This window comes from Parabacteroides distasonis ATCC 8503, from assembly GCF_000012845.1.
Classification (GTDB): Bacteria; Bacteroidota; Bacteroidia; order Bacteroidales; family Tannerellaceae; genus Parabacteroides; species Parabacteroides distasonis.
In genome coordinates this window covers 3,940,051-3,963,420 of sequence record NC_009615.1, presented here as the reverse complement: position 1 = coordinate 3,963,420, position 23,370 = coordinate 3,940,051, and the positions used below count along the sequence as shown (strand labels likewise).

General features: G+C 46.1%; 26 protein-coding genes. 15 read left to right on the top strand and 11 right to left on the bottom strand.

The genetic code is table 11. The features are described from left to right. The first annotated feature begins 75 nt into the window (after nucleotides 1–75). The 4 genes from BDI_RS16375 (at nucleotide 76) to BDI_RS16360 (ending at nucleotide 4,116) form a co-directional block, all read left to right on the top strand. Nucleotides 76–651: a DUF5119 domain-containing protein gene (locus tag BDI_RS16375; protein ID WP_011967252.1), complete on the top strand. Its 576-nt coding sequence runs from the start codon at nucleotides 76–78 to the stop codon at nucleotides 649–651. Beyond that, a complete protein-coding gene (locus tag BDI_RS16370; protein WP_011967251.1) occupies nucleotides 648–1,679 on the top strand; it encodes a DUF5119 domain-containing protein in 1,032 nt (343 codons plus the stop codon). Before BDI_RS16375 ends, BDI_RS16370 begins: the two co-directional genes overlap by 4 nt. 53 nt (nucleotides 1,680–1,732) lie before the next feature. Beyond that, nucleotides 1,733–2,719: a fimbrillin family protein gene (locus BDI_RS16365; protein WP_011967250.1), complete on the top strand. Its 987-nt coding sequence runs from the start codon at nucleotides 1,733–1,735 to the stop codon at nucleotides 2,717–2,719. A 986-nt stretch (nucleotides 2,720–3,705) separates the two neighbouring features. Beyond that, on the top strand, nucleotides 3,706–4,116 hold the full coding sequence (locus tag BDI_RS16360) for a hypothetical protein (RefSeq protein WP_005863355.1): 411 nt from the start codon (nucleotides 3,706–3,708) through the stop codon (nucleotides 4,114–4,116). A 94-nt stretch (nucleotides 4,117–4,210) separates the two neighbouring features. On the opposite strand, the gene BDI_RS16355 is transcribed toward BDI_RS16360, so the two are convergent. Together BDI_RS16355 and BDI_RS16350 are read right to left on the bottom strand one after the other, a co-directional pair. After that, nucleotides 4,211–4,939: a nitroreductase family protein gene (locus BDI_RS16355; RefSeq protein WP_011967249.1), complete on the bottom strand. Its 729-nt coding sequence runs from the start codon at nucleotides 4,937–4,939 to the stop codon at nucleotides 4,211–4,213. A 55-nt stretch (nucleotides 4,940–4,994) separates the two neighbouring features. Beyond that, nucleotides 4,995–5,684, bottom strand: a complete 690-nt coding sequence (locus BDI_RS16350; RefSeq protein WP_005859928.1) for a type 1 glutamine amidotransferase domain-containing protein — start codon at nucleotides 5,682–5,684, stop codon at nucleotides 4,995–4,997. 216 nt (nucleotides 5,685–5,900) lie between these two features. On the opposite strand from BDI_RS16350, the gene BDI_RS16345 reads away from it, so the two are divergent. Continuing rightward, nucleotides 5,901–6,374: an AAA family ATPase gene (locus BDI_RS16345; RefSeq protein WP_226769947.1), complete on the top strand. Its 474-nt coding sequence runs from the start codon at nucleotides 5,901–5,903 to the stop codon at nucleotides 6,372–6,374. A gap of 103 nt (nucleotides 6,375–6,477) precedes the next feature. Here BDI_RS16345 and BDI_RS16340 read toward each other — a convergent pair whose 3' ends face one another. After that, nucleotides 6,478–6,996 carry a DUF3868 domain-containing protein gene (locus tag BDI_RS16340; protein ID WP_011967248.1) on the bottom strand — a complete coding sequence of 173 codons (519 nt, stop codon included), beginning with the start codon at nucleotides 6,994–6,996 and terminating at the stop codon, nucleotides 6,478–6,480. 12 nt (nucleotides 6,997–7,008) lie between these two features. Further along, on the bottom strand, nucleotides 7,009–7,569 hold the full coding sequence (locus BDI_RS16335; protein WP_011967247.1) for a DUF3575 domain-containing protein: 561 nt from the start codon (nucleotides 7,567–7,569) through the stop codon (nucleotides 7,009–7,011). A 152-nt stretch (nucleotides 7,570–7,721) separates the two neighbouring features. Between BDI_RS16335 and BDI_RS16330 the strand changes: the two genes are divergently transcribed. Further along, the gene (locus BDI_RS16330) at nucleotides 7,722–8,855 is read left to right on the top strand and encodes a clostripain-related cysteine peptidase (RefSeq protein WP_011967246.1); all 1,134 of its coding nucleotides are present in this window, start codon (nucleotides 7,722–7,724) and stop codon (nucleotides 8,853–8,855) included. A 195-nt stretch (nucleotides 8,856–9,050) separates the two neighbouring features. Here BDI_RS16330 and BDI_RS16325 read toward each other — a convergent pair whose 3' ends face one another. Both BDI_RS16325 and BDI_RS16320 read right to left on the bottom strand, forming a co-directional pair. Then, the gene (locus BDI_RS16325; protein ID WP_041525610.1) at nucleotides 9,051–9,233 is read right to left on the bottom strand and encodes a hypothetical protein; all 183 of its coding nucleotides are present in this window, start codon (nucleotides 9,231–9,233) and stop codon (nucleotides 9,051–9,053) included. A gap of 33 nt (nucleotides 9,234–9,266) precedes the next feature. After that, the gene (locus tag BDI_RS16320) at nucleotides 9,267–11,639 is read right to left on the bottom strand and encodes a lamin tail domain-containing protein (protein WP_011967245.1); all 2,373 of its coding nucleotides are present in this window, start codon (nucleotides 11,637–11,639) and stop codon (nucleotides 9,267–9,269) included. A 154-nt stretch (nucleotides 11,640–11,793) separates the two neighbouring features. Between BDI_RS16320 and BDI_RS16315 the strand changes: the two genes are divergently transcribed. Further along, on the top strand, nucleotides 11,794–12,804 hold the full coding sequence (locus tag BDI_RS16315) for an aspartate-semialdehyde dehydrogenase (RefSeq protein ID WP_005859941.1): 1,011 nt from the start codon (nucleotides 11,794–11,796) through the stop codon (nucleotides 12,802–12,804). A gap of 94 nt (nucleotides 12,805–12,898) precedes the next feature. Here BDI_RS16315 and BDI_RS16310 read toward each other — a convergent pair whose 3' ends face one another. Both BDI_RS16310 and BDI_RS16305 read right to left on the bottom strand, forming a co-directional pair. Beyond that, the gene (locus tag BDI_RS16310; protein ID WP_034530824.1) at nucleotides 12,899–14,119 is read right to left on the bottom strand and encodes a DcaP family trimeric outer membrane transporter; all 1,221 of its coding nucleotides are present in this window, start codon (nucleotides 14,117–14,119) and stop codon (nucleotides 12,899–12,901) included. 22 nt (nucleotides 14,120–14,141) lie between these two features. After that, entirely contained in the window at nucleotides 14,142–15,371 is a 1,230-nt protein-coding gene (locus BDI_RS16305) for a DcaP family trimeric outer membrane transporter (RefSeq protein ID WP_005859945.1), read from the bottom strand. A gap of 159 nt (nucleotides 15,372–15,530) precedes the next feature. On the opposite strand from BDI_RS16305, the gene BDI_RS16300 reads away from it, so the two are divergent. The 4 genes from BDI_RS16300 to BDI_RS16290 all read left to right on the top strand — a co-directional run bounded on the left by BDI_RS16300 (nucleotide 15,531) and on the right by BDI_RS16290 (nucleotide 19,767). Further along, nucleotides 15,531–16,892 (top strand): TrpB-like pyridoxal phosphate-dependent enzyme, encoded by a 1,362-nt coding sequence (locus tag BDI_RS16300; protein WP_005859947.1) that lies wholly within the window; start codon nucleotides 15,531–15,533, stop codon nucleotides 16,890–16,892. Between the two features lie 330 nt (nucleotides 16,893–17,222). After that, nucleotides 17,223–18,470 carry a site-specific integrase gene (locus tag BDI_RS16295; RefSeq protein ID WP_011967244.1) on the top strand — a complete coding sequence of 416 codons (1,248 nt, stop codon included), beginning with the start codon at nucleotides 17,223–17,225 and terminating at the stop codon, nucleotides 18,468–18,470. A gap of 199 nt (nucleotides 18,471–18,669) precedes the next feature. Continuing rightward, nucleotides 18,670–18,870 carry a hypothetical protein gene (locus BDI_RS21470; RefSeq protein ID WP_171030604.1) on the top strand — a complete coding sequence of 67 codons (201 nt, stop codon included), beginning with the start codon at nucleotides 18,670–18,672 and terminating at the stop codon, nucleotides 18,868–18,870. Nucleotides 18,871–18,963: 93 nt separating this feature from the next. Then, nucleotides 18,964–19,767 (top strand): KilA-N domain-containing protein, encoded by an 804-nt coding sequence (locus BDI_RS16290; protein WP_011966787.1) that lies wholly within the window; start codon nucleotides 18,964–18,966, stop codon nucleotides 19,765–19,767. A gap of 185 nt (nucleotides 19,768–19,952) precedes the next feature. Here the strand turns inward: BDI_RS16290 and BDI_RS20945 are convergent, their stop codons facing one another. Next, nucleotides 19,953–20,153, bottom strand: a complete 201-nt coding sequence (locus BDI_RS20945; RefSeq protein WP_227742512.1) for a hypothetical protein — start codon at nucleotides 20,151–20,153, stop codon at nucleotides 19,953–19,955. Between the two features lie 320 nt (nucleotides 20,154–20,473). Between BDI_RS20945 and BDI_RS16280 the strand changes: the two genes are divergently transcribed. The 3 genes from BDI_RS16280 to BDI_RS20935 are packed head-to-tail and all read left to right on the top strand — an operon-like array spanning nucleotide 20,474 to nucleotide 21,649. Then, complete coding sequence (locus BDI_RS16280) at nucleotides 20,474–21,034, top strand: sigma-70 family RNA polymerase sigma factor (protein WP_009275869.1); 561 nt, start codon at nucleotides 20,474–20,476, stop codon at nucleotides 21,032–21,034. A 38-nt stretch (nucleotides 21,035–21,072) separates the two neighbouring features. Continuing rightward, nucleotides 21,073–21,465 (top strand): hypothetical protein, encoded by a 393-nt coding sequence (locus BDI_RS20940; protein ID WP_004320820.1) that lies wholly within the window; start codon nucleotides 21,073–21,075, stop codon nucleotides 21,463–21,465. 4 nt (nucleotides 21,466–21,469) lie between these two features. After that, complete coding sequence (locus tag BDI_RS20935) at nucleotides 21,470–21,649, top strand: hypothetical protein (protein ID WP_005641974.1); 180 nt, start codon at nucleotides 21,470–21,472, stop codon at nucleotides 21,647–21,649. Between the two features lie 338 nt (nucleotides 21,650–21,987). Here the strand turns inward: BDI_RS20935 and BDI_RS16265 are convergent, their stop codons facing one another. Continuing rightward, complete coding sequence (locus BDI_RS16265) at nucleotides 21,988–22,311, bottom strand: helix-turn-helix domain-containing protein (RefSeq protein WP_007853013.1); 324 nt, start codon at nucleotides 22,309–22,311, stop codon at nucleotides 21,988–21,990. A 78-nt stretch (nucleotides 22,312–22,389) separates the two neighbouring features. Here BDI_RS16265 and BDI_RS21070 point away from each other — a divergent pair, with 78 nt between their 5' ends. Continuing rightward, nucleotides 22,390–22,602, top strand: coding sequence for a hypothetical protein (locus BDI_RS21070; protein ID WP_172580092.1), 213 nt, complete (start codon nucleotides 22,390–22,392; stop codon nucleotides 22,600–22,602). On the opposite strand, the gene BDI_RS16255 is transcribed toward BDI_RS21070, so the two are convergent. Continuing rightward, on the bottom strand, nucleotides 22,594–22,905 hold the full coding sequence (locus tag BDI_RS16255) for a helix-turn-helix domain-containing protein (RefSeq protein WP_005641682.1): 312 nt from the start codon (nucleotides 22,903–22,905) through the stop codon (nucleotides 22,594–22,596). The genes BDI_RS21070 and BDI_RS16255 overlap by 9 nt on opposite strands. Nucleotides 22,906–23,370 lie beyond the last annotated feature (465 nt).

The window sequence follows — 23,370 nt, the reverse complement described above, 5'->3', positions numbered from 1 at the left end:
AATTCTCCCCTTTAGCATTCCCTATACATTTGCGTCCAGAAGATCAATCATAATTGATTTTCAAAGATAAATAAAATGTATAGGTACAATAAGACAAGTATTATCTTAAAGATCTCTATCGCGGTTTTATTCATTATCGGCATGGTGCTGGAATGTAGTTGCGAGAGATCTGAGGAACCGGAGAAAAGAGGCACGGGCTACATCACTTGCACCCTTCGTTGGGATAGCGTGGTAGCAGGTTCCCCGGTACCGGAGAAACTTCGCTATTGTATCTACCCGTCGGAGGGCGGGCCGATGATACAGACGGATGGGAACGCCAATGGCATCACCCTGTTCTTACCACCGGATAAATATAATGTATTGGTTTTCAATTACGACGCGAAAAACATAGGTTTTCGTAATATGTCGAAGTTCGAGGAAGCGGAAGCATATATCTCCTCTCTAGAGGATCTGGAGGCATGTCAAGACGAGGTGATCCCGTTATATGTCGCCACGATCCGTTCGGTAGAGGTTGAGGGGGATACGGAGAAGCATAAGGAATTGACCTTGTCGCCGTTTTTCCTATCGAAGGATAGTTCCTTGAATCTAAGCAATGAAAGGAAAGGGAGCGCGAACAATATCAACGGGCTAAAGAAAACGAGTATCCGATGAGAGAGAGCCGGTTATTTATCATCTTGATCTCGCTTGTCATGGGATTGGTGGGATGCTCGAAAGAGACTATGATCGGCGAGTATGTAGACCGTTGCGCGGTGCGCCTCGACATAGATTGGGGTCCTTGCGGTATCGACCCGGATGGTATGACCGTGCTCTTTTACCCGGTCGATGGAGGGGAGCCAAGCCGTTTCCTTACCAACATGGTCACGGGTGACGAGGTGCGATTGAGGAAAGGGATCTATAACGTAGTGGTATTTAACCAAGCGGCCGAAGAATACAGTTATCTCACGATCGAGGGTCAAGATCAATACAGCACCCTGCGGATCGTGATGAAGACGACGGAAAGCGATTGGTACACGCCCACCGAGGGAGAGCGGCTGATCTACGATCCGGAACCTTTAGCGGTAGCTACATTGGAGGGTTTTGAGGTGACGCAAGAGATGGTACGGGCGAACCTTAAGGAGGGAAAGGAGTTTTCCTTGGCTTGCCGGCCCGAGAAGGTAATCTTCACGACCCATCTGTCCTTAGAGATAAAAGGATTGCACAACGTGCGGACTGCGAGGGGATCGATTAAAGGGATGGCGGATACATATTGGATAGCCAACAGTAAGACTGGGAGTAGCATAGCGACGCAACTCGTTGACTTCTCGGAAAAGACTTTTCACAAGAACTCAACGACCGATGGTATCTTATCCGGCTCTTACTTGACACTCGGCAGACCAAACGTCACATCGAAGGCCACGGACGAGATCGGTAATTTGCTTACGCTCTCCATCTTATTGGTCGATAACAAGACGGTCATTACGAAGCAATATGATATAGCTCCACGTGCTGCGATCAATAATGAGACGAAAGAGGTGAAAGTGGTGCTGGGTACCGGAGCCGATCCGGACGAGGAGGAAACTCCCGAGGATATTCCGCTGGAATTGCCAAACGTAAAGCCGGCAACTAATGGCGGCGAAGGAGGATTCGACGCAAGTATAGACAATTGGGGAGATGAAGTAGATATCGTGCTCCCCGCATAGATATAGAATAATAAATAGTAACAACATAAAACAACATTAAAAGACTAAGCGTTATGAAGACAAATTTATTCATTGCAGCATTAAGCCTAGTAGTATTGGCTGGCTGCTCAAGCGAAGATGAAATTGATACATTAGTGTCTAAGAGTGATAATGCGATTACTTTCGGGACTTATGTGGGGAAACAGACGAAGGCTTTAGATAAATCAGCCTTTGCTAAGGATGATAAATTCGGAGTGTCAGCATATTATGGCGATGGAACTTTCGAAGCAAACTTCATGAGTAATGAGACTATTAGTACAACAGATGGCTCCACTTGGACCTATACCAACACGAAATATTGGCCAGAAGGTAACCCTGTTTCATTTGTAGCTTATTATCCGAATTTGACAACTGCCCCTACAATAACTGATGGTGCAACAGCAATTCCTTTTACTGTGAAGAACGATGCTACAGAACAGGTTGATTTCATGTGGTCAACAGTTAAGGCTGCCACTAAAGATGATAAAAATGGAACAGCAATCAATGGAATTACAAACACCACAACAGATGCCACAAGCGTTCCTTTTGTATTCCAGCACGGACTTTCCAAAATTTCGTTTAAAGCAAAATTGGGTGAAGCATCCTATTCTGGCGTAACTATTAAAGTCAAAAGTATAAAAATCAATGGAGTCAAGAATAAAGGTACATTTACAATTCCTGCAGATTTGACTGCCGGTACATGGGCAACCGAAGATGCAGCAACAAATGATTATACAGTTTCAGAGACTAATGGCAAAGAGATAGCAAGTACTACCGCAGACAGCATAGGAGAATCATTACTTATGATCCCACAAGACATGAAAGGCAAGACTATAGAAATAGCCTATGATCTCGTTTACACTAATCCAGCCCAAACGATTTCTAACACAAAAGCAATTGTTTTAGATGACAAAAGCAATTGGGTGATGAACCAACAATACACATATACCCTAACAATCTCATTAGAGACTGTTCAATTAACAGCTAGCGTTGGTCAATTTGGAGCGAATATAGATTTATAAAATCATCAACCGTATGCCGGTATCAAAACTGGTTTAAATAAAAATCTTATCCTTGAATGAATCACATTGGTTCATTTGAGGATAAGATTTTATTTAACATAAAAAGCTAAACCTCCACTGTCAAATATATCACAAACTCTATTTGTTAACTAAACACACACTACCCTATCTTTTTGACTCATATAGGCTATATTCCGTGACATTCTCTATCAACAAGAATCACGAAACAACACCAAAGGCATCCCCATAAACCGCCTTTTACCCCTCGAAAGCCCCCCTTTTCACACACAATAGGTCGCGAAAGCCAACGCGAAAGGCCGCGTTAGGCGACACATATGGTCACGTTGGGCATCGTAAGCAGCTAAGAATAGGGTTATAACCTAATGAGAAAGGCGTTATAACCTTATTATAACCCTATCGTAACCTTATGGAATAGCCCAAACACCCGGCAAACCATGAGTTACGATGAATTAATTTCGCTAGAATAAAAGGCCATTTTCCAACATCTGTCTGTCTACTAAACAATTGCTGTTTTTTTCTTGCGTATTTGGAAGCGAGACGTACATCCGCCCGAAATAATCGACTCTCACGGACTTCCGTTTACATTTTGTCAAAATGTCAATCCGCGAGGAAACTTCTCCCCACATAGCATACGGATATCAATTATTCTTCCTATATTTGCGATAATCCCTCATATCTAAGCGTAGGTCACTGAAGGAGGACATAAGTTAACGAAGAGCGTTTAAAGATATTATCCCGCATTGAAATCTCGACAATTTCATATCCATGGATAATAGACAATGAACGCTCACGTCGGTGCTATATTTACCAGTAATCGCTCTGGACGATATAACAGCATGGCGTGGGCTATTGTTTATTACATGGATAGGGCAGTCGAGAGCCTCAATGCGGTAATATCAATAGTTTCCACGCTTCTGTATTTTTAGCCCGGCAACCGATGGAGACAGGTTGCCCTTATCCATTAAATGAAGACGATCCTCCTGTTACCCGTCTTGTCGCTATGGCTCCTGCTTGCCACGCAAGCCCATGCCCAAGTCTATCACCTACATTTATCCGACAACACTTGCCGGATAACAGAATGCGTTGATACTCCACAAGGCGTCAAGCCCTTGGGTCAGACATGGAAAGGAAACACCTTCCATGATCGTTTCACGCTAGATTTCGATCGCGCTATCTTCACGTGGGAAAAGGAAGGAAAAGAGACGTATGCCAACAAGATCATCAACCACACTGCCAAATACGCTCACCACTCATTCTCCACGGAGCAGATTACCGCCAACCTCACCATCAACAGCCATCGGGCCGTCCTTCAACTTATCCACTTTCAGAATGGCCAATGGATACAAGTCACTTATTTTTGCGAGATAGGGAATTAACGGCTCATGCGAACATCTACAACATCTACCACTTATACTTGATATTTGTACTTTTTATTTGTGAGTGAAAATTCCAGCCTTAAAAAAGGAGGCCTTAAAGTTTACGATAAACATCTTCAAAAGGTACTCTGCAACGTTCTCCCCAAATGCCTTTATTTCCATCCCGTATCCCACAAGGAATAGCCATGTTTATTTCAGCACCATGAGGTAGTTTCAATGTCCTTTTTAGCCGACGGCTGTCCAGCCCTTCTAAAGGGCACGTGTCATAGCCTTCGTTTGCCATCGCAATCATAAACGTTTGTGCGGCAAGCGCACAGGATTTATGGGCTGTCACACGTATGTCATTCTCGGAAACTTCAAGCATCATAGGACGGAAAATACTGATTATATTAGCCAACAATTTCCTGAGCAATCCGAGAATACCGAAGAACCGGGCATAAACAAAAGGCATCAATATACCGTAATATATTTCCCGATCCTTAATACGTTTGGCCTGACGTTCTTTAGGACTGTAACGACGAATGTTCTCCCGTTCAAAATTGAGTACGAATCGCGCATGTTTCTTGTACCAGTCACGCCGAACCACAAAAATGACAATTTGTGAAGCGGTAGAAGCCGCTTTCTGACCAAGGCAGTCCCTTGAAATTTTTGCCAATAATTCAGGTTCTGTAATATGGTAAAATTCCCATAATTGCATATCAGAACTGTTAGGAGCCAATGTAGCCAGTTCCAAACAATGTTTTACCTTTTCCGTATCTATTGGTTTTTCTTTATCATACACCCGTACAGAACGACGATGATGAAGGACTTCATCTAAATTCATAATGATACTGATTTGAATTAAACATTTATTCCCAGCTGATTACTTCAGCCATTTATTATTGTGCTTTATTTAATTGCCGCATAACGACCTTCGCCATTTCTTTAGAACTGAACGGGTCCTGCCCAGTAATCAGATTATTATCTACAACTACTTTTGAAGTCATAGGTATCAATGCTTTTTCATAATCCGCTCCTCTCTCTTTCAACAACGCTTCAAGATCAAAAGGCACGTCTTCTTTTCTTCTGGCAAGACTTTCCTCAAACCAACTGAATCCCGTCAGCTTTTTGCCTTTAATCATATATTCGCCATTGGATAGTTTGACATTCAACAACCCACTGACCCCGTGGCAGATGGCCGACACTATCCTCCCACTTTCATCCTGTTTCCTTACGATAGTCTTTAAAGCTTCATTGTCAGGAAAGTCATACATCGCACCGTGTCCGCCGGCTAAATAGACACAATCAAACTGTTGTTCCAACAGGTTATCCAAACTGTTTGCATGATCCAACAGCTTTTTGAATTCTGGCTTTTCCCAATACTTTTCGGACATTTCATCTAAAAAAATTGGTTTTAAACTTTCGGGATCAATGGGAGTATAACCTCCTTTCGGATTGGCTACCGTTATGTCATAGCCGCTTTCTTTTGCACTATGATAGATATGAGTAAACTCACTAAGCCATAATCCGGTCGCGAGTTTCCCATTGGCAAAAGTCCCTGTGCTAGTAACTATTATTAAAATCTTCATGATAATCAAATTATTGATTCATATTCTTTAAAAGAAAACATACACATGGATAGATTGTTTTTCAGAATATGGAATCTTTAACATAATCCGAAAATATGAAAACCTGCAAATCCTTTCAAATGCTATCTCTATCCACCAGCATTCGATAAGGAGAAATTACCGATCCCTTTCCTATTACCTCCGGGAGGAAGCAATTTGATGAATATTGTTTCCATGATGCCCAAGTTGAAAGAAGAATTAAGAACTATTTTCAACGACTATGGCTTGAAATATGTCTTCGATACCAATAGCCAGGAGATTAAAGTAATGAAAGAAAAGAAACCGGGAGAGATATTTTTAATTCCATTTCATTCCATAGCCGATACCCTGCAGCGTATGATTTTCTACAAAGCGGCTATTGAAAGTAACAGTGAGTCCGCATTAGTTTTTGAAGAACCGGAAGCCCACTCATACCCTCCTTTCATATCAAAGGTAACGCAGGATATTATCCAATCGGACAGAAACCAGTTTTTTATAACGACACACAGTCCTTATGTGGTTAACGACTTTCTGGAATTACCGAGTGACGAACTTGCCATTTACCTAGTTGACTTCAGGAATGGGGAAACTTTCGTGAAAAGAGCCAGTGACACAGAAGTACAAGAAATGTACGAATATGGCATCGAGCTATTTTTCAACACCGAAACATAGCGAAAGATACAGAACACATTGCAGGCACAAGCCCATACCCAAGTCTACCGCCTACGCTTATTCGACAGTACTTACAGGATAACGGAATGCGTTAAAAACCATTTTACGGAATGTCCAAATGTTCTGTCAATACGTTTACGAATGTTCGTAATGGCGCACCTTCATAATTATCCAACTCCCCAACCAATATCAACGCGGCGTTCTTCATCCATGGCTGGTATGGGATAGATAGTTCATAGGGGATTTCACGGATCAGTTCCGGGGTGTTCTTGATTACCGTATAAGCGTCGCCATCGGCGGCTTTCTTGCCTTCGAAAACTAAGGTACGGTCGAACATTTTTTGCTTGTTTACCCCGTTTAGTACTACCGGGGCCATGACTACGGAATCTCTGTCGCTACGCAACATCGGCATCAAGGACAGGGTTTGATATCGTCCCACGGAGAGTCCGCAGACACTGATCGTTAGGTCTAGACGCAAGGAGTTGCCCTCCCGCTCGATGCGGTTTTGCTTCACGGAGACTTGCCCCCGGTAAGATTGTATAGGTACCTGCGCTCCTGCCGGAAGAACAAGGCCGATCACAAGCAAGCATATATACAAGCATATATAAATGAATGTCTTCATAGATTTATCTCTTTATTTGATGATGTAAACGATACTGATACCCGCCTTTGTTAATCCCCAATACTCGTTGCGGAACTTGCCGATAGGCGCATCTCCTCTAGGAAAAGCGTACTTATCATATTCGAAATGCAAGTATCCGAAACCCGCCGTGAACTCCACGTTCCAACGGGGCGACACGTATAACTGATAACCATAAGAGATACCGCCGCCATAAGCGTTACCGTTATAACTATTCTTTTTCTCCATCCCATACAGGAGCTTCAAACCGGCGAAATCGTAATCTATATACTGGGCATGAACCCCGAAGAAATGTCCGTTGAAACGCTCGTGTATCCAGTAACGCGCCTCGGGCTGTATCATCCAATGCTTAAATGACTTATCGCTCGAGAATGTCCAACCGTTATAATACCCCGATGCCTCAACGGACCAATGCTTGTTGAAAGCGACCTCCGCCCCTATGTTCGGCGTAGTGATCGCGTCATAAAGCACATTGGTCTTCACGGCCACGACCTGTCCTTGAATATCTATAAAAGTTGGCAAAAGAAATACTAACAGTAAATATAGTTTATTCATATCTCCCGGTTCATTAGGTTTGTTTATTTAAGAGACAAAACCGTACAAATATAGATAATATTTATCAGTTCATTCGTACGTTAACTTATATAATATCCACGATTTACAAACGGAAAACGTTATCTTTGCAAGATAAATCCAGAATATGACTCATGAAGGCTAAATATATCGTGATTTTTCTCCTGTCACTCCTTTCGTTTGTCGCTTGCGATAAAGAGGAGGTCGTTATCCCTACTACCGCCCCTCGTACGGTTCTTATCTATTTCGCAGGAGATAATAGCTTGAGTGGATACGTGAGCCAAAACCTGAGGGCGATAAAGGAAGGGATTGAGCGAGATGGATTGAACAACGGTAATTTGTTGATCTATACGGATAAGCAGAACGAGGCTCCCCAGCTTTTCCAATTAAAACTGGAAGCGGATACCATCCGGCAGATCGTGCTCGAGACCTACGCCTCGAACCAGAACTCGGCCTCTACCGAGACGCTGACGCAAATAATCGACAAGGTACAAAAGGAATATCCGGCGGATAGTTACGGGTTGGTGCTGTGGAGTCACGGAACGGGATGGCTACCTTCGGATATCTATAGCTATCTGCGTTCTTTCGGGCAAGACGGGAAGAATAATTTCATGGAGATCAATGATTTGGCCTCCGCTTTATCGAAGTATCATTTTGATTTTATTTTGTTCGACGCTTGTTATATGTCGTGCGCCGAGGTAGCTTACGCTTTCCGGGGATGCGCGGATTATATTATCGGCTCGCCCACGGAGATACTGGCCAATGGTTTCCCCTATCAAACGATCATGGGGGATATGTTCAAAAAAGAAGCTGATGTGGTGGGGATAGCGACAAAGTTTTATACGTATTATCAAAGTGAGGCAGGAACGATCTCGGTCATGAAAAGCGATGAGTTGGATGAATTGGCCGCTACTTGCCGTACCCTATTCCATGATAAGACGGAAAGTGATCTTTTCGCCGTACCCGTTAGCGAATTGCAGATCATGGAGTATTTGACGCCGAATTATCATGCCTTATATGATTTTGATGATTACGTGAGCCGTCTGGCCACGGAAGAGCAATATAACGCATTCAAGCGGAGCATGGAAAAGGCGGTTATTTACAAGGCTACTACACCCAAGGCAGTTTACGCTTATCCGTATCCGTATGGAAGCTATCTGCCGGTCAATAAATATAGCGGCCTATCTATCTACGTCCCCCAAGAAGCCTTGCCCAAACTAAATGAGTGGTACAAGGATCTTGAGTGGTATAAAGATGTATATCAATGATTAAAACTCATCTCTTAGCCAGCGTTTACCACGAGGGGTATACAGGAATATCAAGAAACCTGCCGCCATTATAGAAATAACCGTAAAGAATACTGCTAATAACATATTTCTCTATTTTAATAATTTATACCCAATCAAAGCAAATACTGTAGCGATAAACGTTCCAGTAAATAAAGAATACCAGAATATAGGAGGTCACAGCATGATATCTCTCGTATCCTTCCAGCGGTTTAATAATGCGCTTCCTACTCCCAATACAAGAGCGGCAAAAGTTAATTTTGACAAATCGAAGAAATACTTTAAAGTATTTTCTCTTCTGTTCTTCATTAAATCCTGAGCCGCTTTTCTTTTTTCAATGTTACCGTTATAGTTACTCATAGCAAAAATACTAATATTATTTCACAAATGAACTTATTTCACTAAAAACACTTCCTTATATCGTTTTACCTGTCCTTGAGGATGAACAAGTTCCGCATAGAAAATATAAACGCCGGTTCTCACCTTGGAACCATTCACCGCAAGGCCGTTCCAAGCCAATTCACCTTCTATCCCTAATAAGTCATGATTTACCACCTCACTGATATGCCTTCCGGAGATATCAAATATCCAGGCTCGACAGGTATAGCCGGATTCATCAAGATGGTAGGAGATCGTATATTCCTTCGTTGCCTCAGAATAAACGGGAGACTCTATGCCCGTGACCTCGCCTTCATCTTGCTTTCCATATTGGGAATTCCGATAGCCGGGCGTACCGTATCCCGCCGTGGCCGAAGCCGAGGTCCAATTCATCTCATCCTGCGTATCGCTATCAGGATTAATCCGCTCCAAGGCAATCCCCTTCTCGTTTTTCACGGATGGGGCATGCCATTTAGAGGAATAACGAATCTCATCGATCATAACCTCATCTTCTGTACGAAACAGGACTAACGTAGCGGAGGTATTTGCCAAGACCGGAAGTTTTAATTCATGCAAAGCATCCGGCGAAGATATCAGATAAAAATCGCTCACTCCTCCCATACTTTTAGTCAGCAACACATAATCTTGTGGTTCTACCGGAGAGACTATAGAAGATAAAGGATAATGCGAACTCAATGTACCATCGGATTTACGAGTAGCAACAGACAGTCCGGCCAAAGGCAATGTCCGGTCCGAACGATTATAAAGCTCGATATACTCACTCCCTTCCGGGTAAGGATTCGGCAACAACTCATTAAAAACGATCTCATTGGGTAAGACTATAATGTCCGTGGGGATACCCGGTTTATGGGGAGTGTCCGGACGATCTGGATCTTCTGGTTCATCGTCAGGAGAAGAGTTCGCGGAACCCGGCGTGCCTCCTCGCTCATCCGTTGATAAATGAAAGCCGGTTTCAGAACGTTCCCAAGCGATACCGACTTTCGCTTTCTCATAGGCAATCCGGTCGATCTCCTTACCGGAAGGATCGAATAAAGCAAGCTCCTTCCCCGTGTTTACCAACGACGCCGGGAATTTATCCAAGGGCAGATCCAGCCCCGCATCATCAATATGTATATCCCTACCGGACCGATAAAGCACGACATACCCATCCGCATCCAAGAGCAAAGCTGTCAATACCGTTGGCTTACTACCATATAAGAATGACCAACCATTTAACTCTATAGCCTTATCCGTCGTATTATAAAGTTCCACATACTCCGTTTCCGGAAAAGCCTTTTGTCCTTTCGGATCAGCCATCACCTCATTAATACGGATACTACCGGCGGGGAAAGAAGGAGTATCCGGCACTTCTGGTTCCTCCGGAGCGTCGGGCTCTTCTTCATATTCTAACCGAATCTCGGTAGAACTCTCCGGAATCTTATTTCCCTCAAGATCCATTAACCCCGAGCACAACAAATCATAACCCATACCAACCTCCAACTCCTTATCAAAGCTGATATTCACATGGATCCGCATATCATCCGCATAGGTCATACGAGAGGCATTACCGATACCCGATATAGAGAATATCGCCTCACGGATATCCACCGGAAGATTATATTGTAATTGGAAAACAGACTCGGATATCGGTTGGATAGCAAGAAGCCGCGGAAGAACCAACGGCTCATCGGGCTCATTGGGTTCTTCTGGCTTTTCGGGAGTATCCGGCTTCTCTGGTTCGATCGAGATATTATCGGATATAATGATGTAGTTACACGCAAAATCATTTACTCGAGTTTTAGAATAGCGGCATTCAAAACGTAGTTGTCCCCCTTTACATGAAGAAGAAACTTCAGACTCACAACTACCTATCAAGACAAACCTACCCTTCTCTAGCACATATAAGTTCCATATCTTATGATTTTCTAAAGTAAGTTTCACTTTCAAATCCACGGCTCCCAACAAGACATCGAGCGCTTTCTCTATTAAGATCTTTGGATTCTTCTCCGTTGCGGTATGTTTCCGAAAAGTTATCGTTTTCTTATTACTGCCGATTTGGACATAATAATCGTTTTTTAATCCAAGCATCCTCTGATCATCTAAATAAACATGTAGCCGGATATGGTTTTGATCGCTTGGTTTGAAATCCATCCGAATCTCAAATTCCCATTCCATTGTAGCGGAATAAACGAGAGGAGTTTCTATGGAAACACTTTTCCGGGTAGGATCCGCACGTGAGACCAGCCATCCGTTCTCAATCACAAAGCAATCTAAATCACCCGTCCAAGGGTTATCCGATGTAATCTCCGGTCCATTAAACGGTTCTTTTAACTGGGGATAAGCGCAAAGCGGAAGTAAAAACGCAAGAATTAATAATAATTGTTTCATAGCTATATCGTTTTAGTTATAAATTTCTCTATCTTTGCACCCTAATAAGTTACAACTGTAAATAATAGGGCGCAAAAGGCAAAAATATGAAAGCCCTTTACAGACAGCAAAGTTATAACTATTTTACATTATTCAAATTAAATCAGTGCTCAAAATGAAAGTAGCAATTGTTGGTGTAAGTGGAGCCGTAGGACAGGAGTTCCTGCGTGTACTCGACCAGAGAAACTTCCCGATGGATGAGCTGGTACTTTTTGGCTCATCTCGTAGTGCCGGACGTGTTTATACCTTTCGAGGTAAACAGTATACCGTTAAGGAACTGAAGCATAACGACGACTTTAAGGGAATCGATGTTGCTTTTGTTTCAGCCGGAGGTGGTACTTCCAAGGAATTTGAGAAGACGATCACGAAACATGGTACGGTGATGATCGATAACTCCAGCGCGTTCCGTATGGACGAGGATGTTCCATTGGTCGTACCGGAAGTAAACCCGGAGGATGCCTTGAATCGTCCTCGTGGAGTGATCGCTAACCCGAATTGTACCACGATCCAGATGGTTGTAGCGTTGAAGGCGATCGAGAACTTATCTCATATCAAGCGTGTTCACGTATCTACTTATCAAGCTGCCAGTGGAGCAGGCGCTACCGCTATGGCTGAGTTGGTAAAACAATATGAGCAATTATTAAAGGGCGAGGAGCCTACAGTGGAGAAATTCGCTTATCAATTGGCATATAACGTAATCCCTCACGTAGACGTATTCACGGAAAATGGCTATACGAAAGAGGAGATGAAGATGTATAACGAGACCCGTAAGATCATGCACTCGGATATCGAGGTGAGCGCTACTTGTGTTCGCGTACCGGTTATGCGCGCGCATAGCGAATCTACTTGGGTAGAGACAGAGCGTCCGATCAGCGTGGAAGAGGCTCGCAAGGCTTTCGCCGAGGCTGAGGGTGTGGTATTGCAGGATGAACCGGCAAACAAGGATTATCCGATGCCGTTGTTCGTAGCGGATCACGATCCGGTTTACGTAGGCCGTATCCGTAAGGATATCAGCAACCCGAATGGTTTGACATTCTGGACCGTGAGCGACCAGATCAAGAAAGGCGCCGCTTTGAACGCCGTACAAATCGCCGAGTACTTGCTAAAGGTGGGTAATATCAAGTAACAGACAACTTTGTAAATTCTATATACGTGGAAGCGGGATCAAGAGAATACTCTTATCCCGCTTTTTATTCTTAGCGTAATTCCTCCATGCCTTCTCAAAACGTATAAATCAATACGCCCAATACCCGATGGTTGGTTATCGAATGTGTGTCATGAATCCGTCCGCCATCTTGCAAATCCACATTGCCATACCATGCGATGGAAGGGCTATATTCAACACCTAATTTCCAGTGCGGAAGATTATACGAAAGTTGCAGGTTGGTCGTAAATACCTGATCTACGTCCAGACCTACGCCATAGGTTTTGCCTACCAGTGCCTCATTCGCTCCCAAGTTCTTCAAATAGCCTAAGAACAAACCCGGTTTCCATTTCTTACCATACACGATATTCAACCAAGAAGTGGAGAAGAGATACGGCGAATATTCCTGTTCGCCGGTACGTGGGTCGATAGAGGTGACGCCGTAACCACCCAACATACAAGTTTGCGTCAAGTTAGAAGCCAGCAATGTTTTCGCCATCACCAACCAATTCGCGTCCTGATATTTCACGTGCGCCTCGCCGGATACGGAAGTAACCCGCTCGCTGACTTTATAAATCTTGCCATCCACCTCGTTCTGCGTTCTCGGCACTAACGACAAGATTTCCATACCGGCTCCTACCTGCCAACCGGGTTTCTTATAATCCACCCCGAGATAGACTTCCGGTACGCAACTATTCTTGATATATTCCTCACTCTTTCCATTCGGTCCGGCCGATAGATATTGCAACTGCCATAGAACCGAGCCGGTCAATTGCCATCCATTGTCCGTATAACGATAACGAATTTGCGGGCTGCGGTTAAAGGGCTGGAACGGGGCGCCGGTAGAAAGATTCAACATCTGTGGAAAGACCTCGCCAAATAGAGGATGCCACGTCTGTCCGATCAAGACAGCGGACTTGCCCCAATCCAGATTCACATAGGCGTGACGGATACGGAGTACCGCCCAATTGCTACCCGAACCCCGGAAATCGGCCTCCAGTTTCAAGGAAGTCTTGGCCGAACCAACCTTCGGTCCTTGTACATCGATTCCCAAACGGGAGTAAAGCAGGTAAAAACTACCGTTCGGACTAGCGTTCAAGTCCTTGCCATCCGCATCCAACGCCACGTCCTTCGGATATAGGTGGAACAAACCATCCACGATCTCGGCGTTCGCACGGGAATTATAGAACAAGTCTCCACGTACCTGTCCGTAAAATTTGTAAGAGAAGTTTTTCTTTTGCGCCTGTACGCATACCGCCATACATAGGCCGATCAAAAGAAGCAAGTTGCGTTTCATTTCCATTCCGGTCAATCTATCTTTAAAAATAATACATCATCAAACCTAATATACGATGATTCGTTATCGCATGTGTTTGCTCGATACGTCCGCTCTCTAAGTCGGTCGTGCCATAATAAGCTGTCGCCGGACAATACTCGAAACCGAACTTCCAATGCGGTAAATTATACGATACGTTTAAGCTGACGGTTATTAATTGATCGATATCCAATCCCATACCATACACCTTATCCGCTGAGACCAAGGACTTCCCGGTTCCCAAATTCTTCGTATATCCGACGAAAACTCCCGGTCTCCATTTCGTTCCGTAGGCGAAATTCACCCATGTCGTAGAATGGCGAAAAGGCGTATATCCCTGTTCGCCCGTACGGGAGTCCACCGAGCTCACCCCGTAACCGCCCAATAAAGCGGTATGATCCAAGGCAGAGGCCATCAAGGTTTTCGCCGCAAAGGTATAGTTTCTTCCGCTATACTTCAAATGTGCCTCGTAAGAGAAGGCCGTCATTCGCTCGTTCACCTTAAAAGTTTGCTCCTTCCATTCCGTGGAAGTACGGGGCTTCAAGGAGATCATATGAGCGCCGAGACCCATCAACCAGCCATCCGCGGGGGTAAAGTCCGCCCCCACGAACATCTCCGGAATGCAACTATTCTTGATATAATCCTCGCTCATTCCTTTCGGTCCGCTGGAAAGGTATTGTAATTGCCACAACACGGAAGCCGTCAGTTGTACCCGGCTATTCGCCTTATACTGGTAACGGATCTGCGGGCTACGGTTGAAAGGCTGGAACGGCGCTCCGGTGGAAAGATTCAAGACATCCGGCATCACGGCGCCAAACAAGGGATGCCACGTGATCCCTACTAATACCGCCGATTTTCCCCAATCCAAGTTTACGTATGCCTGCCGGATACGTAACATCGTATTACTACCGGAAAAACCGCCAAAGTCCGTCTCTATCTTAGCGGAGGAACGAGCCTTGCCGATATCGGGACCCGTCACGTCCAAGCCCAAGCGGGAAGTGAACGTATAGAAACTGCCATTCGGCGTGGCGTTCAAATCCTTGCCATCCGCATCAAAACTCTTATCCAAAGGATAGAGATAAAAGTTCCCATCGATCGGAGCCATATTAGCCCGGGAATTGTAGAAAAGATCTCCACGGACGAAGCCGTAGAATTTGTAAGTGAAGTTTTTTCTTTGCGCTGTCGTAGAAAATAAGGCTAGCATCCCCACGAGCAACAGGGTAATCCGTCTCATTATAATTCAGTTTGTTATTTTTCTTACCTTATAAGCCGCGAATGTATATATTTTTATGGATTCAATTTGAAGAAACGAAATATTATTTGTTCCTTTGCTTCCAAGTTGTAAGCCTTAAAGGTCAAATTAGATTAATATTGTAAACACCAGATAAAGAAAATGAGTACTAAAAAGTTTTTGCTAGAAGAAAAAGATATACCTACGGCATGGTATAATATCGTAGCGGATATGAAGAACAAACCGCTGCCGATCTTAAATCCACAAACTAAACAGCCCTTAAAGGAGGAAGATTTATATCCTCTATTCTCGAAAGGCGTCTCGCATCAAGAAATGAACACGACAGACACATGGATCGAGATCCCCGATGAAGTACGCGAGCTTTATAAGGTATGGCGACCGACTCCGTTGGTTCGTGCCACCGGATTGGAAAAAGCACTGGATACGCCCGCCCATATCTATTTCAAGAACGAGAGTGTAAGCCCGATCGGTTCACATAAGTTGAATTCGGCCTTGGCTCAGGCTTATTATTGTAAACAAGAGGGTACGACAAATATCACGACCGAGACAGGCGCCGGACAATGGGGTGCCGCTCTTTCTTATGCGGCAAAAGCTTTCGGCTTGGAACTTGCCGTTTATATGGTAAAGGTTAGTTACCACCAGAAGCCCTACCGTCGTTCGATCATGCAGACTTTCGGAGCACAAGTTGTTGCCTCCCCGAGTATGAGTACGAAAGCCGGACGTAAGATCTTGACAGACCATCCTAATTATCAAGGTAGTCTAGGTACCGCCATCTCCGAGGCGGTAGAGCTGGCCATGCAGACACCGAACTGTAAATATACATTAGGTAGCGTATTAAACCACGTTATGCTGCATCAGACCGTTATCGGACTGGAAGCTGAGAAACAAATGGAAATGGCTGGCGAGTACCCCGATGTCGTTATCGGTTGTTTCGGTGGTGGTTCCAACTTCTCCGGTATCACATTCCCATTCCTGCGCCATAAACTAACGGAAGGTAAGGATATCCGGGTTATAGCGGCGGAACCGGCATCTTGCCCAAAACTTACAAGAGGGCAATTCCAATATGACTTCGGAGATGAGGCTGGCTATACCCCGCTAATCCCGATGTTTACGTTGGGACATAATTTCTCTCCAGCGAATATCCATGCGGGAGGTTTGCGTTATCATGGCGCCGGCTCCATCGTCAGCCAGTTGATGAAAGACGAATTGATGAGCGCCGTGGATATCAAGCAATTGGATACCTTTAAGGCCGCTACTCTATTCGCGCAAGCGGAAGGAATCATACCGGCCCCGGAATCATCCCACGCTATCGCCGCAGCTATCCATGAGGCAGAGCAAGCCAAAATCGAAGGTAAACCTCGTACGATCTTGTTCAACTTATCGGGGCACGGCTTGATCGATATGGCCGCCTACGACCAATATCTATCCGGTGATCTAACAAACTATGAGGTAACGGATGAGGAAGTAGCTAACAATTTGAAAGATTTGGAGAAAATCATCTGATAAAAACAAGAAAAGGGGCGATACCAAATCGCCCCTTTCCCCTATTTGTCTATGAAAGTCTTAATTTAAAGTAAACGCAGCAAGAAAAAGCAAGGTTGATGATAATACAGCAAAAATGCAGTCTATTAAGTGGTTAGGTGTTTAACTCATAATACTGCATAAGCTGAAAAAGGAGGTCCGCTAAAAGCTGCGAAAGACTTCAGTTCCCATATCGTTACTGATATAACAGGAACAAGAAACGGCACAACAGATTCTATTTCAGTAATTTGCACAGTTTTTCATACCTGAGGACAACTCGCTTGATATTAACTTTGTAACGATCAAAAAAGTATGAAAACGAGTATGAGCAGATCGACCTTCAAAATCCTCTTCTACGTGAAGAAGGGCAGCGAGAGAGCCAACGGCTATCTCCCCCTGATGTGCCGTCTTACGGTGGACGGCGAAATCAAGCAGTTCAGCTGCAAGCTGGACGTGCCCCCGAAACTTTGGGACGTGAAAACGGCACGTGCCACGGGCAAGAGCGCCGAGGCGCAGAAAATCAATGCGGCGGTTGACCGGATACGTGTGGACGTGAACCGCCGTTACCAGGAACTGATGCAGTCCGACGGCTATGTCACCGCCGCCAGGCTGAGGGACGCCTGCCTCGGACTGGGCGTGAAACGCGAGACGCTGCTGAAGCTCTTCGAGCAGCACAATGAGGAGTTCATCAAGAAAGTGGGACACAGCCGCGTGCAGGGAACATACAACCGCTACCGTACCATATACAGGCATCTGTGCGAGTTCGTCCCGAAAGTGTACCGCCGTGACGACATCCCCCTGAAGGAACTCAACCTGACGTTCATCAACAACTTCGAGTATTTCCTGCGTACGGAGAAGAAATGCCGCACCAATACCGTATGGGGTTACATGATCGGGCTCAAGCACGTCATCTCCATCGCCCGCAACAGCGGCGCGCTTCCCTTCAACCCCTTCGCCGGGTACATCAACTCCCCCGAGAGCGTTGACCGGGGCTACCTGACGGAGCGTGAGATACAGACGCTGATGGAGGCCCCGGTGAAAAGCGGGACCTGCGAACTGGTACGCGACCTCTTCATCTTCTCTGTGTTCACCGGACTGGCATACGCGGACGTGAAGGCACTGACGACCGACCGGCTCCAGACCTTCTTCGACGGTAACCTCTGGATCATCACCCGCCGTCGCAAGACAAACACCGAGTCCAACATCCGCCTGCTGGACGTGCCCAAGCGCATCATAGAGAAGTATAAGGGGCTGTCCAAGGACGACCATGTATTTCCGGTACCGAGCAACGGCAGATGCAACACCATATTGAAGGAACTTGGCAGGCAGTGCGGTTTCAAGATACGGCTGACCTATCATGTGGCCCGGCATACGAACGCCACCACCGTGCTGCTCTCGCACGGTGTGCCCATCGAGACCGTAAGCCGTCTTTTGGGGCATACGGATTTGAAAACCACCCAGATATATGCCCGGATAACCAACCAGAAGATCAGCAGCGACATGGAAATCCTGTCCCATAAGCTGGAAAAGATGGAGAAGGAAATATGCGATGCCATCTGAGGAAATGGTATTTACGAAAGGAACGATTTTTCCCCTTCCTCATCAAAGTTCGTCCGTCCCTGCGGGACTCCGCGTTTTCCCTCCGGTTTCCGGCAGAAAATTTCCGCATGGTGAAATTTTCTACCGGAAAAACGCTCCGAAAGCGCAGGGACGGACGTAAAAGGGATTCAGAAGGCGAAAACTGCGACCGACGTAGTGCATGTGCGACAAGGAAAAGAACTGTCCGGGAGCCCCTTTTCATGCCGTACCCCGGCATGAGACCGCTTTCCTCTCCGGCTGTGGTGAAGGCTCTCCTGCTCCCTCTGCATTGCATATGCGGGTTGTTCCGCCTGTATCCACGTCAGCCGGTATTGCCTGCCCTTTCCTTGGTAGAAACGGCTTGTCGCAACAGGCGGCGTGACACAAACTTTTCCGGATATGGAGGAACATTCCGAAAAATACACCGTACATTTGTACATCGAACCAATAATAACCGAATAACCGTTAAAAGAACATGGCTAAAATTAAAGTCCAGAATACAGAAGTGACAGTCATCACGTACAATGACAAGGATTATATCTCCCTGACCGACATGGTCCGCAATATGGAAAACGGTCCCGCCCTTATTGAAAAGTGGTTGCGTAACAAGAATACCGTCGAGTTTCTGGGCATATGGGAGGAGATGTACAATCCGGATTTTAATTCCCCCGAATTCGAGGGAATTAAAAACGAGGCCGGATTGAACCGTTTCATCCTTTCCGTCAAACAATGGGTGGAAAAGACCAACTCCAAGGGTATCATCGCCAAGGCCGGACGCTATGGAGGGACTTACGCACACAAGGATATCGCATTCGAGTTCGCCACGTGGGTATCCCCTCAATTCAAGCTGTACCTGCTGAAAGAGTTCCAGCGGTTGAAAGAGGAGGAGCAGGCCCAGCTCGGCTGGAGTGCGAAACGGGAACTGTCAAAGATCAACTACCGCATACATACCGATGCCATCAGGCAGAACCTGATACCGGTGGAAGTCACCCCCGCACAGGCCGGCATCATCTATGCGGAAGAGGCGGACGTGCTCAACGTAGCCATGTTCGGGATGACCGCCAGGATGTGGCGTGAGCAAAATCCCGGTCTGAAGGGCAATATCCGTGACTATGCCTCCATCAATGAACTGATCTGCCTCTCCAATATGGAAAACCTGAACGCCGTATTCATAGACCAGGGCATACCGCAGGGCGAACGGCTCGTGAGACTGAACCGGATAGCTATCCAGCAAATGCGTGTGCTGGAAGATGATGGCGGACGAAAACTGCTTGAATGAGAATTCCGGCAGGCAACGCATCGGCATGTCCGTAAACGGGGCAAGGAGGTGAAATGCCGCCTGATCCACATTCATGCATGGGATATGGGATACTGAAGCTACGGAACGGCTTACGGCCTGATATCAAGTGTCATAACCGTTCCGTGGCGGGGTATTGTCCGGAACACATTCCCGAATGAGGTCTTCTATGATTTTAAAGGACTCCGTATTTCGAAAGGAACAACGTACACATACAATTTCTCCGGAACGGCCAACCTTCCTGTCACTTCCCTGTAATCCTCCCCAAAATCAACACTGCCGTATAAACTGCATGAAAGCTCGGACACGCTTCCTGTTTCCAATCCCATTTCCGCTCCTTCTGCAATATCACGTATTGCCGTTCTCATTCCATATCCTTGAATATTTCTCCAAGCATGCCGAAGACAGAAAAGCTGCATGGTATTTTAGATTCTCACCGGACAGGCAATAGACAGAAGGAATCCGTCATCCTCATTTCTTGCGGCAAAAATAGTTGTTTTTCAGGCCGGTCCCGCAAGGCGGCCCTGCGGGCTGGTTGCTCGTGAAAAAATCTTCCTCACGCTTCGCGTGAGCGTATTTTTTCACGGCAAGCCTTGCCGGAGACCGCCGAAAAACAAACTGGAGGAAGCACAAGAAATAAGAATGCCTACCCGTGTAGGCCATGTATAACTCCAAAAAATATAAGGCTATGGCAGACAAGAGCGCAGAAAAGGAAAGACTGTTCAACGAGTGGTTCACAAAATCCTATGACAGGTTGAGAGGAACGTTACGCCGGTACGGAATGCTGGACGAGGACAATTTCCATGACACCTACCTTTTCGTAAGAAGGCAGGTGCTGGTTCCCGGAAAGGACATAACGGACTATGACGCGTATTTCATCGGATGCTACAAAAAGGCGGCCCTGGTAAAGATTAAAAGGGAGAACCGGTATGCACACCCTGAAGATGATTTCTTCCTCCGATGTGGCGAGGAGGCAAAATTCCTTTCCGAGGACGACCTGAACGGGTGCGAGCGGCTGGTGAGAGACATACTGCGTTTCGTAAGGCAGAAGTTCTCCTACGAGGAATACCGGATGTTCATGCTCAGGTTCTATGAAGCGCAGTTCTCGTTCAAGGCGCTGGCGGAATGCATGGGTATCTCGGCATCGGCCATATCGCAGAAAGTATGCAGAATAGTGGACGCAGTACGTACCCACAGCGGTTTCGCATGGAGAAGTCAGATGCTGGCGGTGGAAAGCTTCATGTATTGAAAAACGAAAATAGTTTAACCGATAAAAGAAGGATAATTATGGCACTGATAGTATACAACAGGGAAAATTCCCGTCCGCAGGAAGTCACATACAAGGGTAAGCGGACCATCAACCTTGACAGCAGGGGGACTGTCTATCTGTCAAAGACGATGTCAATCGAATTGGGAATCCTCGGCGGCGGACGGGTGAACTTCGCCCACGACGACGAGACGGGTGATTGGTATATCTGCCGGGCCGACGACAGCGAGGGGTTCATCGTCTGGAAGGACAAAAGATGCGCAAGGTTCTCGGCGGGGTTTATCGTGCAGAGGCTCATGCGGCAGGCGAAGGTGGAGAGGAAGAGCGTGCAGTTCATGATGGCGAGGATGCCGGTAGAGATTGGCGGAGTGGCCTATTACAAGATACTGCTCTCGAATCCGATACTCAGATAGAGACATGGGCCGGAGGAGTCCGGCTGTATATGACATGACGGAGACAGGCGCATCCGACGGGACAAAAGCCCGGAGGATGTGCCTGTTTTTATGTGCCGTCATGTTTACACACGGACATGCGGTTGTCACCGGCCGGCATAAGGTCACTCCGAAAAGACCGGGAAACGGCATTGCCGGAGGATAATGATACCGGTACGGAATGTGCCGCCATTACGGGAATGGATCGTCCCACCGGTACACGAACGACCCGCCCCAATTTCAGAATAACATAATGACATAATAAAATAAGGGTCTTTTTTTATAATGGAATCCCCGTATCTTATTGCCATACCGGAAAAATGTTTCCATGTCCCGCCATGTTATGCCAATGTTGTCATCGGATCATAATTCATAAAGAGAAATACTCTGTGTATAAATACTTTATGAGCAAATTAAAGTCGTTCATCCGATGGAAAGAAAACGAAGGGGCGATCGGTATGACAACCGACCGCCCCTTCATTCACGATCCCGTACGGAACATTTCTAAAGTTCCTCCGGCCTGGTTCTCGCCTCCCTGTAGCAACTGTCAAGCAGCTTCTCGATATCGGAAGAACGGTACAGTATCTTGCCGCCCAGCCGGGTGAAGGCAAGCAGGCCGCTGTCACGGTACTGTTGCAGGCTGCGGCGGCTCACTTTCAGCTTTTCAGCCAGTTCGCGGTCCGTATAGAAGTTCTCGCCCGCCATCGCCGGTGACCTGCCGGCAAAGAGACGCTCCATGGAAACGGAGAGACGTTCGACGGTGGAGAAGAATTCTCTTATATGCTCGCTGCTCTCACGGGTGAGCAGACGGTTATCGGTATTCATCACAAATCTCATCTGTTTGTTGGTTTGACATTTACTTTTTCAGTTTCTCATATATCGGCCCCACCCCATGATATGGAGGGTATGGGGGCATCCCTCCCCGTCCCCGTCTATCCTGTAGAGCGAGAAGCTTCCCCGCCCGTACTCCGCGTCAAGGCTGTAGGCCAGCAGGCGGTAGTCCCCGCTGGAATCCCTGAAGATGTAGAAATCGGGACTGCCGTCCAGACTTTCCCAGCCGCCTGCCAGACTGCCGGGAGAAAGTATCATCCTTTCGTTTCCCATGGCTTTTCAAATTGATTTTCCCATGCTTTCAGCCCGCTTGCGGCGCTCCTCCACTATCCGGATGATGCTTTCCACGTCCTCGGGCTTGTAATAAGTCTTGTGGCAGATCTGTGTATATGCCAGCGTGCCGTTGTCACGCAGGGTCTGCAGGGTTCTCGGGCTGACCTTCAGCAGCAGGCACACCTCCTGGTTGTCCAGCCATTTCTTCTCTTCCATGTCACCGTACAGCCGGCAGAGGGTGTCCAGCCGGTCCGCGAACGTCCGGAAGGCCGAGAGCATCGCCTCGAAGGTCCTTGCTTCAATGTTTACTATTTCCATAATCAATGTAATTTCAGGTTTGACATCTGTTTCATTCTCTTTTCGGATCCGGATTCCGTGCCGCAATTTAGTGAATCCCGGCGGAACATCCTGAATTTCAAGACAGGATGACTACCTTTGACACTATATGCGTACTTGTTTCATCCGCAAAGTAAATGATTGTTCCCGGATATGCTTCCAGTCCGTCATCAGATGTCATTATATGTCACCAGATGTCATAGATATTTGAGTAAGCGTCTCCGCGATAACGTAAAACAATGTTGAAAATCTCTGTAGAAACGCACAAAAGCACTTGATAACATTGATATTATCAGATACAATCAGGTTGGGCAAGAATGAATGTTGGAAGTATGATTATGATTTATGTCACTTGTCAGGTAAAAGTTTCCGATGAGATTCTACTGATGCAGTAGGAGGTAATATGGCTGCACGATTCATAATATCAGAGATATACTCGAAAAAGTT

What these genes read in the sequence shown, in the direction of transcription:
- BDI_RS16375 (WP_011967252.1), top strand. Translation starts at nt 76, where the DNA reads ATGTATAGGTACAATAAGACAAGTATTATCTTAAAGATCTCTATCGCG.
- BDI_RS16370 (WP_011967251.1), top strand. Translation starts at nt 648, where the DNA reads ATGAGAGAGAGCCGGTTATTTATCATCTTGATCTCGCTTGTCATGGGA.
- BDI_RS16365 (WP_011967250.1), top strand. Translation starts at nt 1,733, where the DNA reads ATGAAGACAAATTTATTCATTGCAGCATTAAGCCTAGTAGTATTGGCT.
- BDI_RS16360 (WP_005863355.1), top strand. Translation starts at nt 3,706, where the DNA reads ATGAAGACGATCCTCCTGTTACCCGTCTTGTCGCTATGGCTCCTGCTT.
- BDI_RS16355 (WP_011967249.1), bottom strand. Translation starts at nt 4,939, where the DNA reads ATGAATTTAGATGAAGTCCTTCATCATCGTCGTTCTGTACGGGTGTAT.
- BDI_RS16350 (WP_005859928.1), bottom strand. Translation starts at nt 5,684, where the DNA reads ATGAAGATTTTAATAATAGTTACTAGCACAGGGACTTTTGCCAATGGG.
- BDI_RS16345 (WP_226769947.1), top strand. Translation starts at nt 5,901, where the DNA reads ATGCCCAAGTTGAAAGAAGAATTAAGAACTATTTTCAACGACTATGGC.
- BDI_RS16340 (WP_011967248.1), bottom strand. Translation starts at nt 6,996, where the DNA reads ATGAAGACATTCATTTATATATGCTTGTATATATGCTTGCTTGTGATC.
- BDI_RS16335 (WP_011967247.1), bottom strand. Translation starts at nt 7,569, where the DNA reads ATGAATAAACTATATTTACTGTTAGTATTTCTTTTGCCAACTTTTATA.
- BDI_RS16330 (WP_011967246.1), top strand. Translation starts at nt 7,722, where the DNA reads ATGAAGGCTAAATATATCGTGATTTTTCTCCTGTCACTCCTTTCGTTT.
- BDI_RS16325 (WP_041525610.1), bottom strand. Translation starts at nt 9,233, where the DNA reads ATGAGTAACTATAACGGTAACATTGAAAAAAGAAAAGCGGCTCAGGAT.
- BDI_RS16320 (WP_011967245.1), bottom strand. Translation starts at nt 11,639, where the DNA reads ATGAAACAATTATTATTAATTCTTGCGTTTTTACTTCCGCTTTGCGCT.
- BDI_RS16315 (WP_005859941.1), top strand. Translation starts at nt 11,794, where the DNA reads ATGAAAGTAGCAATTGTTGGTGTAAGTGGAGCCGTAGGACAGGAGTTC.
- BDI_RS16310 (WP_034530824.1), bottom strand. Translation starts at nt 14,119, where the DNA reads ATGAAACGCAACTTGCTTCTTTTGATCGGCCTATGTATGGCGGTATGC.
- BDI_RS16305 (WP_005859945.1), bottom strand. Translation starts at nt 15,371, where the DNA reads ATGAGACGGATTACCCTGTTGCTCGTGGGGATGCTAGCCTTATTTTCT.
- BDI_RS16300 (WP_005859947.1), top strand. Translation starts at nt 15,531, where the DNA reads ATGAGTACTAAAAAGTTTTTGCTAGAAGAAAAAGATATACCTACGGCA.
- BDI_RS16295 (WP_011967244.1), top strand. Translation starts at nt 17,223, where the DNA reads ATGAAAACGAGTATGAGCAGATCGACCTTCAAAATCCTCTTCTACGTG.
- BDI_RS21470 (WP_171030604.1), top strand. Translation starts at nt 18,670, where the DNA reads ATGTGCGACAAGGAAAAGAACTGTCCGGGAGCCCCTTTTCATGCCGTA.
- BDI_RS16290 (WP_011966787.1), top strand. Translation starts at nt 18,964, where the DNA reads ATGGCTAAAATTAAAGTCCAGAATACAGAAGTGACAGTCATCACGTAC.
- BDI_RS20945 (WP_227742512.1), bottom strand. Translation starts at nt 20,153, where the DNA reads ATGAGAACGGCAATACGTGATATTGCAGAAGGAGCGGAAATGGGATTG.
- BDI_RS16280 (WP_009275869.1), top strand. Translation starts at nt 20,474, where the DNA reads ATGGCAGACAAGAGCGCAGAAAAGGAAAGACTGTTCAACGAGTGGTTC.
- BDI_RS20940 (WP_004320820.1), top strand. Translation starts at nt 21,073, where the DNA reads ATGGCACTGATAGTATACAACAGGGAAAATTCCCGTCCGCAGGAAGTC.
- BDI_RS20935 (WP_005641974.1), top strand. Translation starts at nt 21,470, where the DNA reads ATGGGCCGGAGGAGTCCGGCTGTATATGACATGACGGAGACAGGCGCA.
- BDI_RS21070 (WP_172580092.1), top strand. Translation starts at nt 22,390, where the DNA reads ATGGGGGCATCCCTCCCCGTCCCCGTCTATCCTGTAGAGCGAGAAGCT.
- BDI_RS16255 (WP_005641682.1), bottom strand. Translation starts at nt 22,905, where the DNA reads ATGGAAATAGTAAACATTGAAGCAAGGACCTTCGAGGCGATGCTCTCG.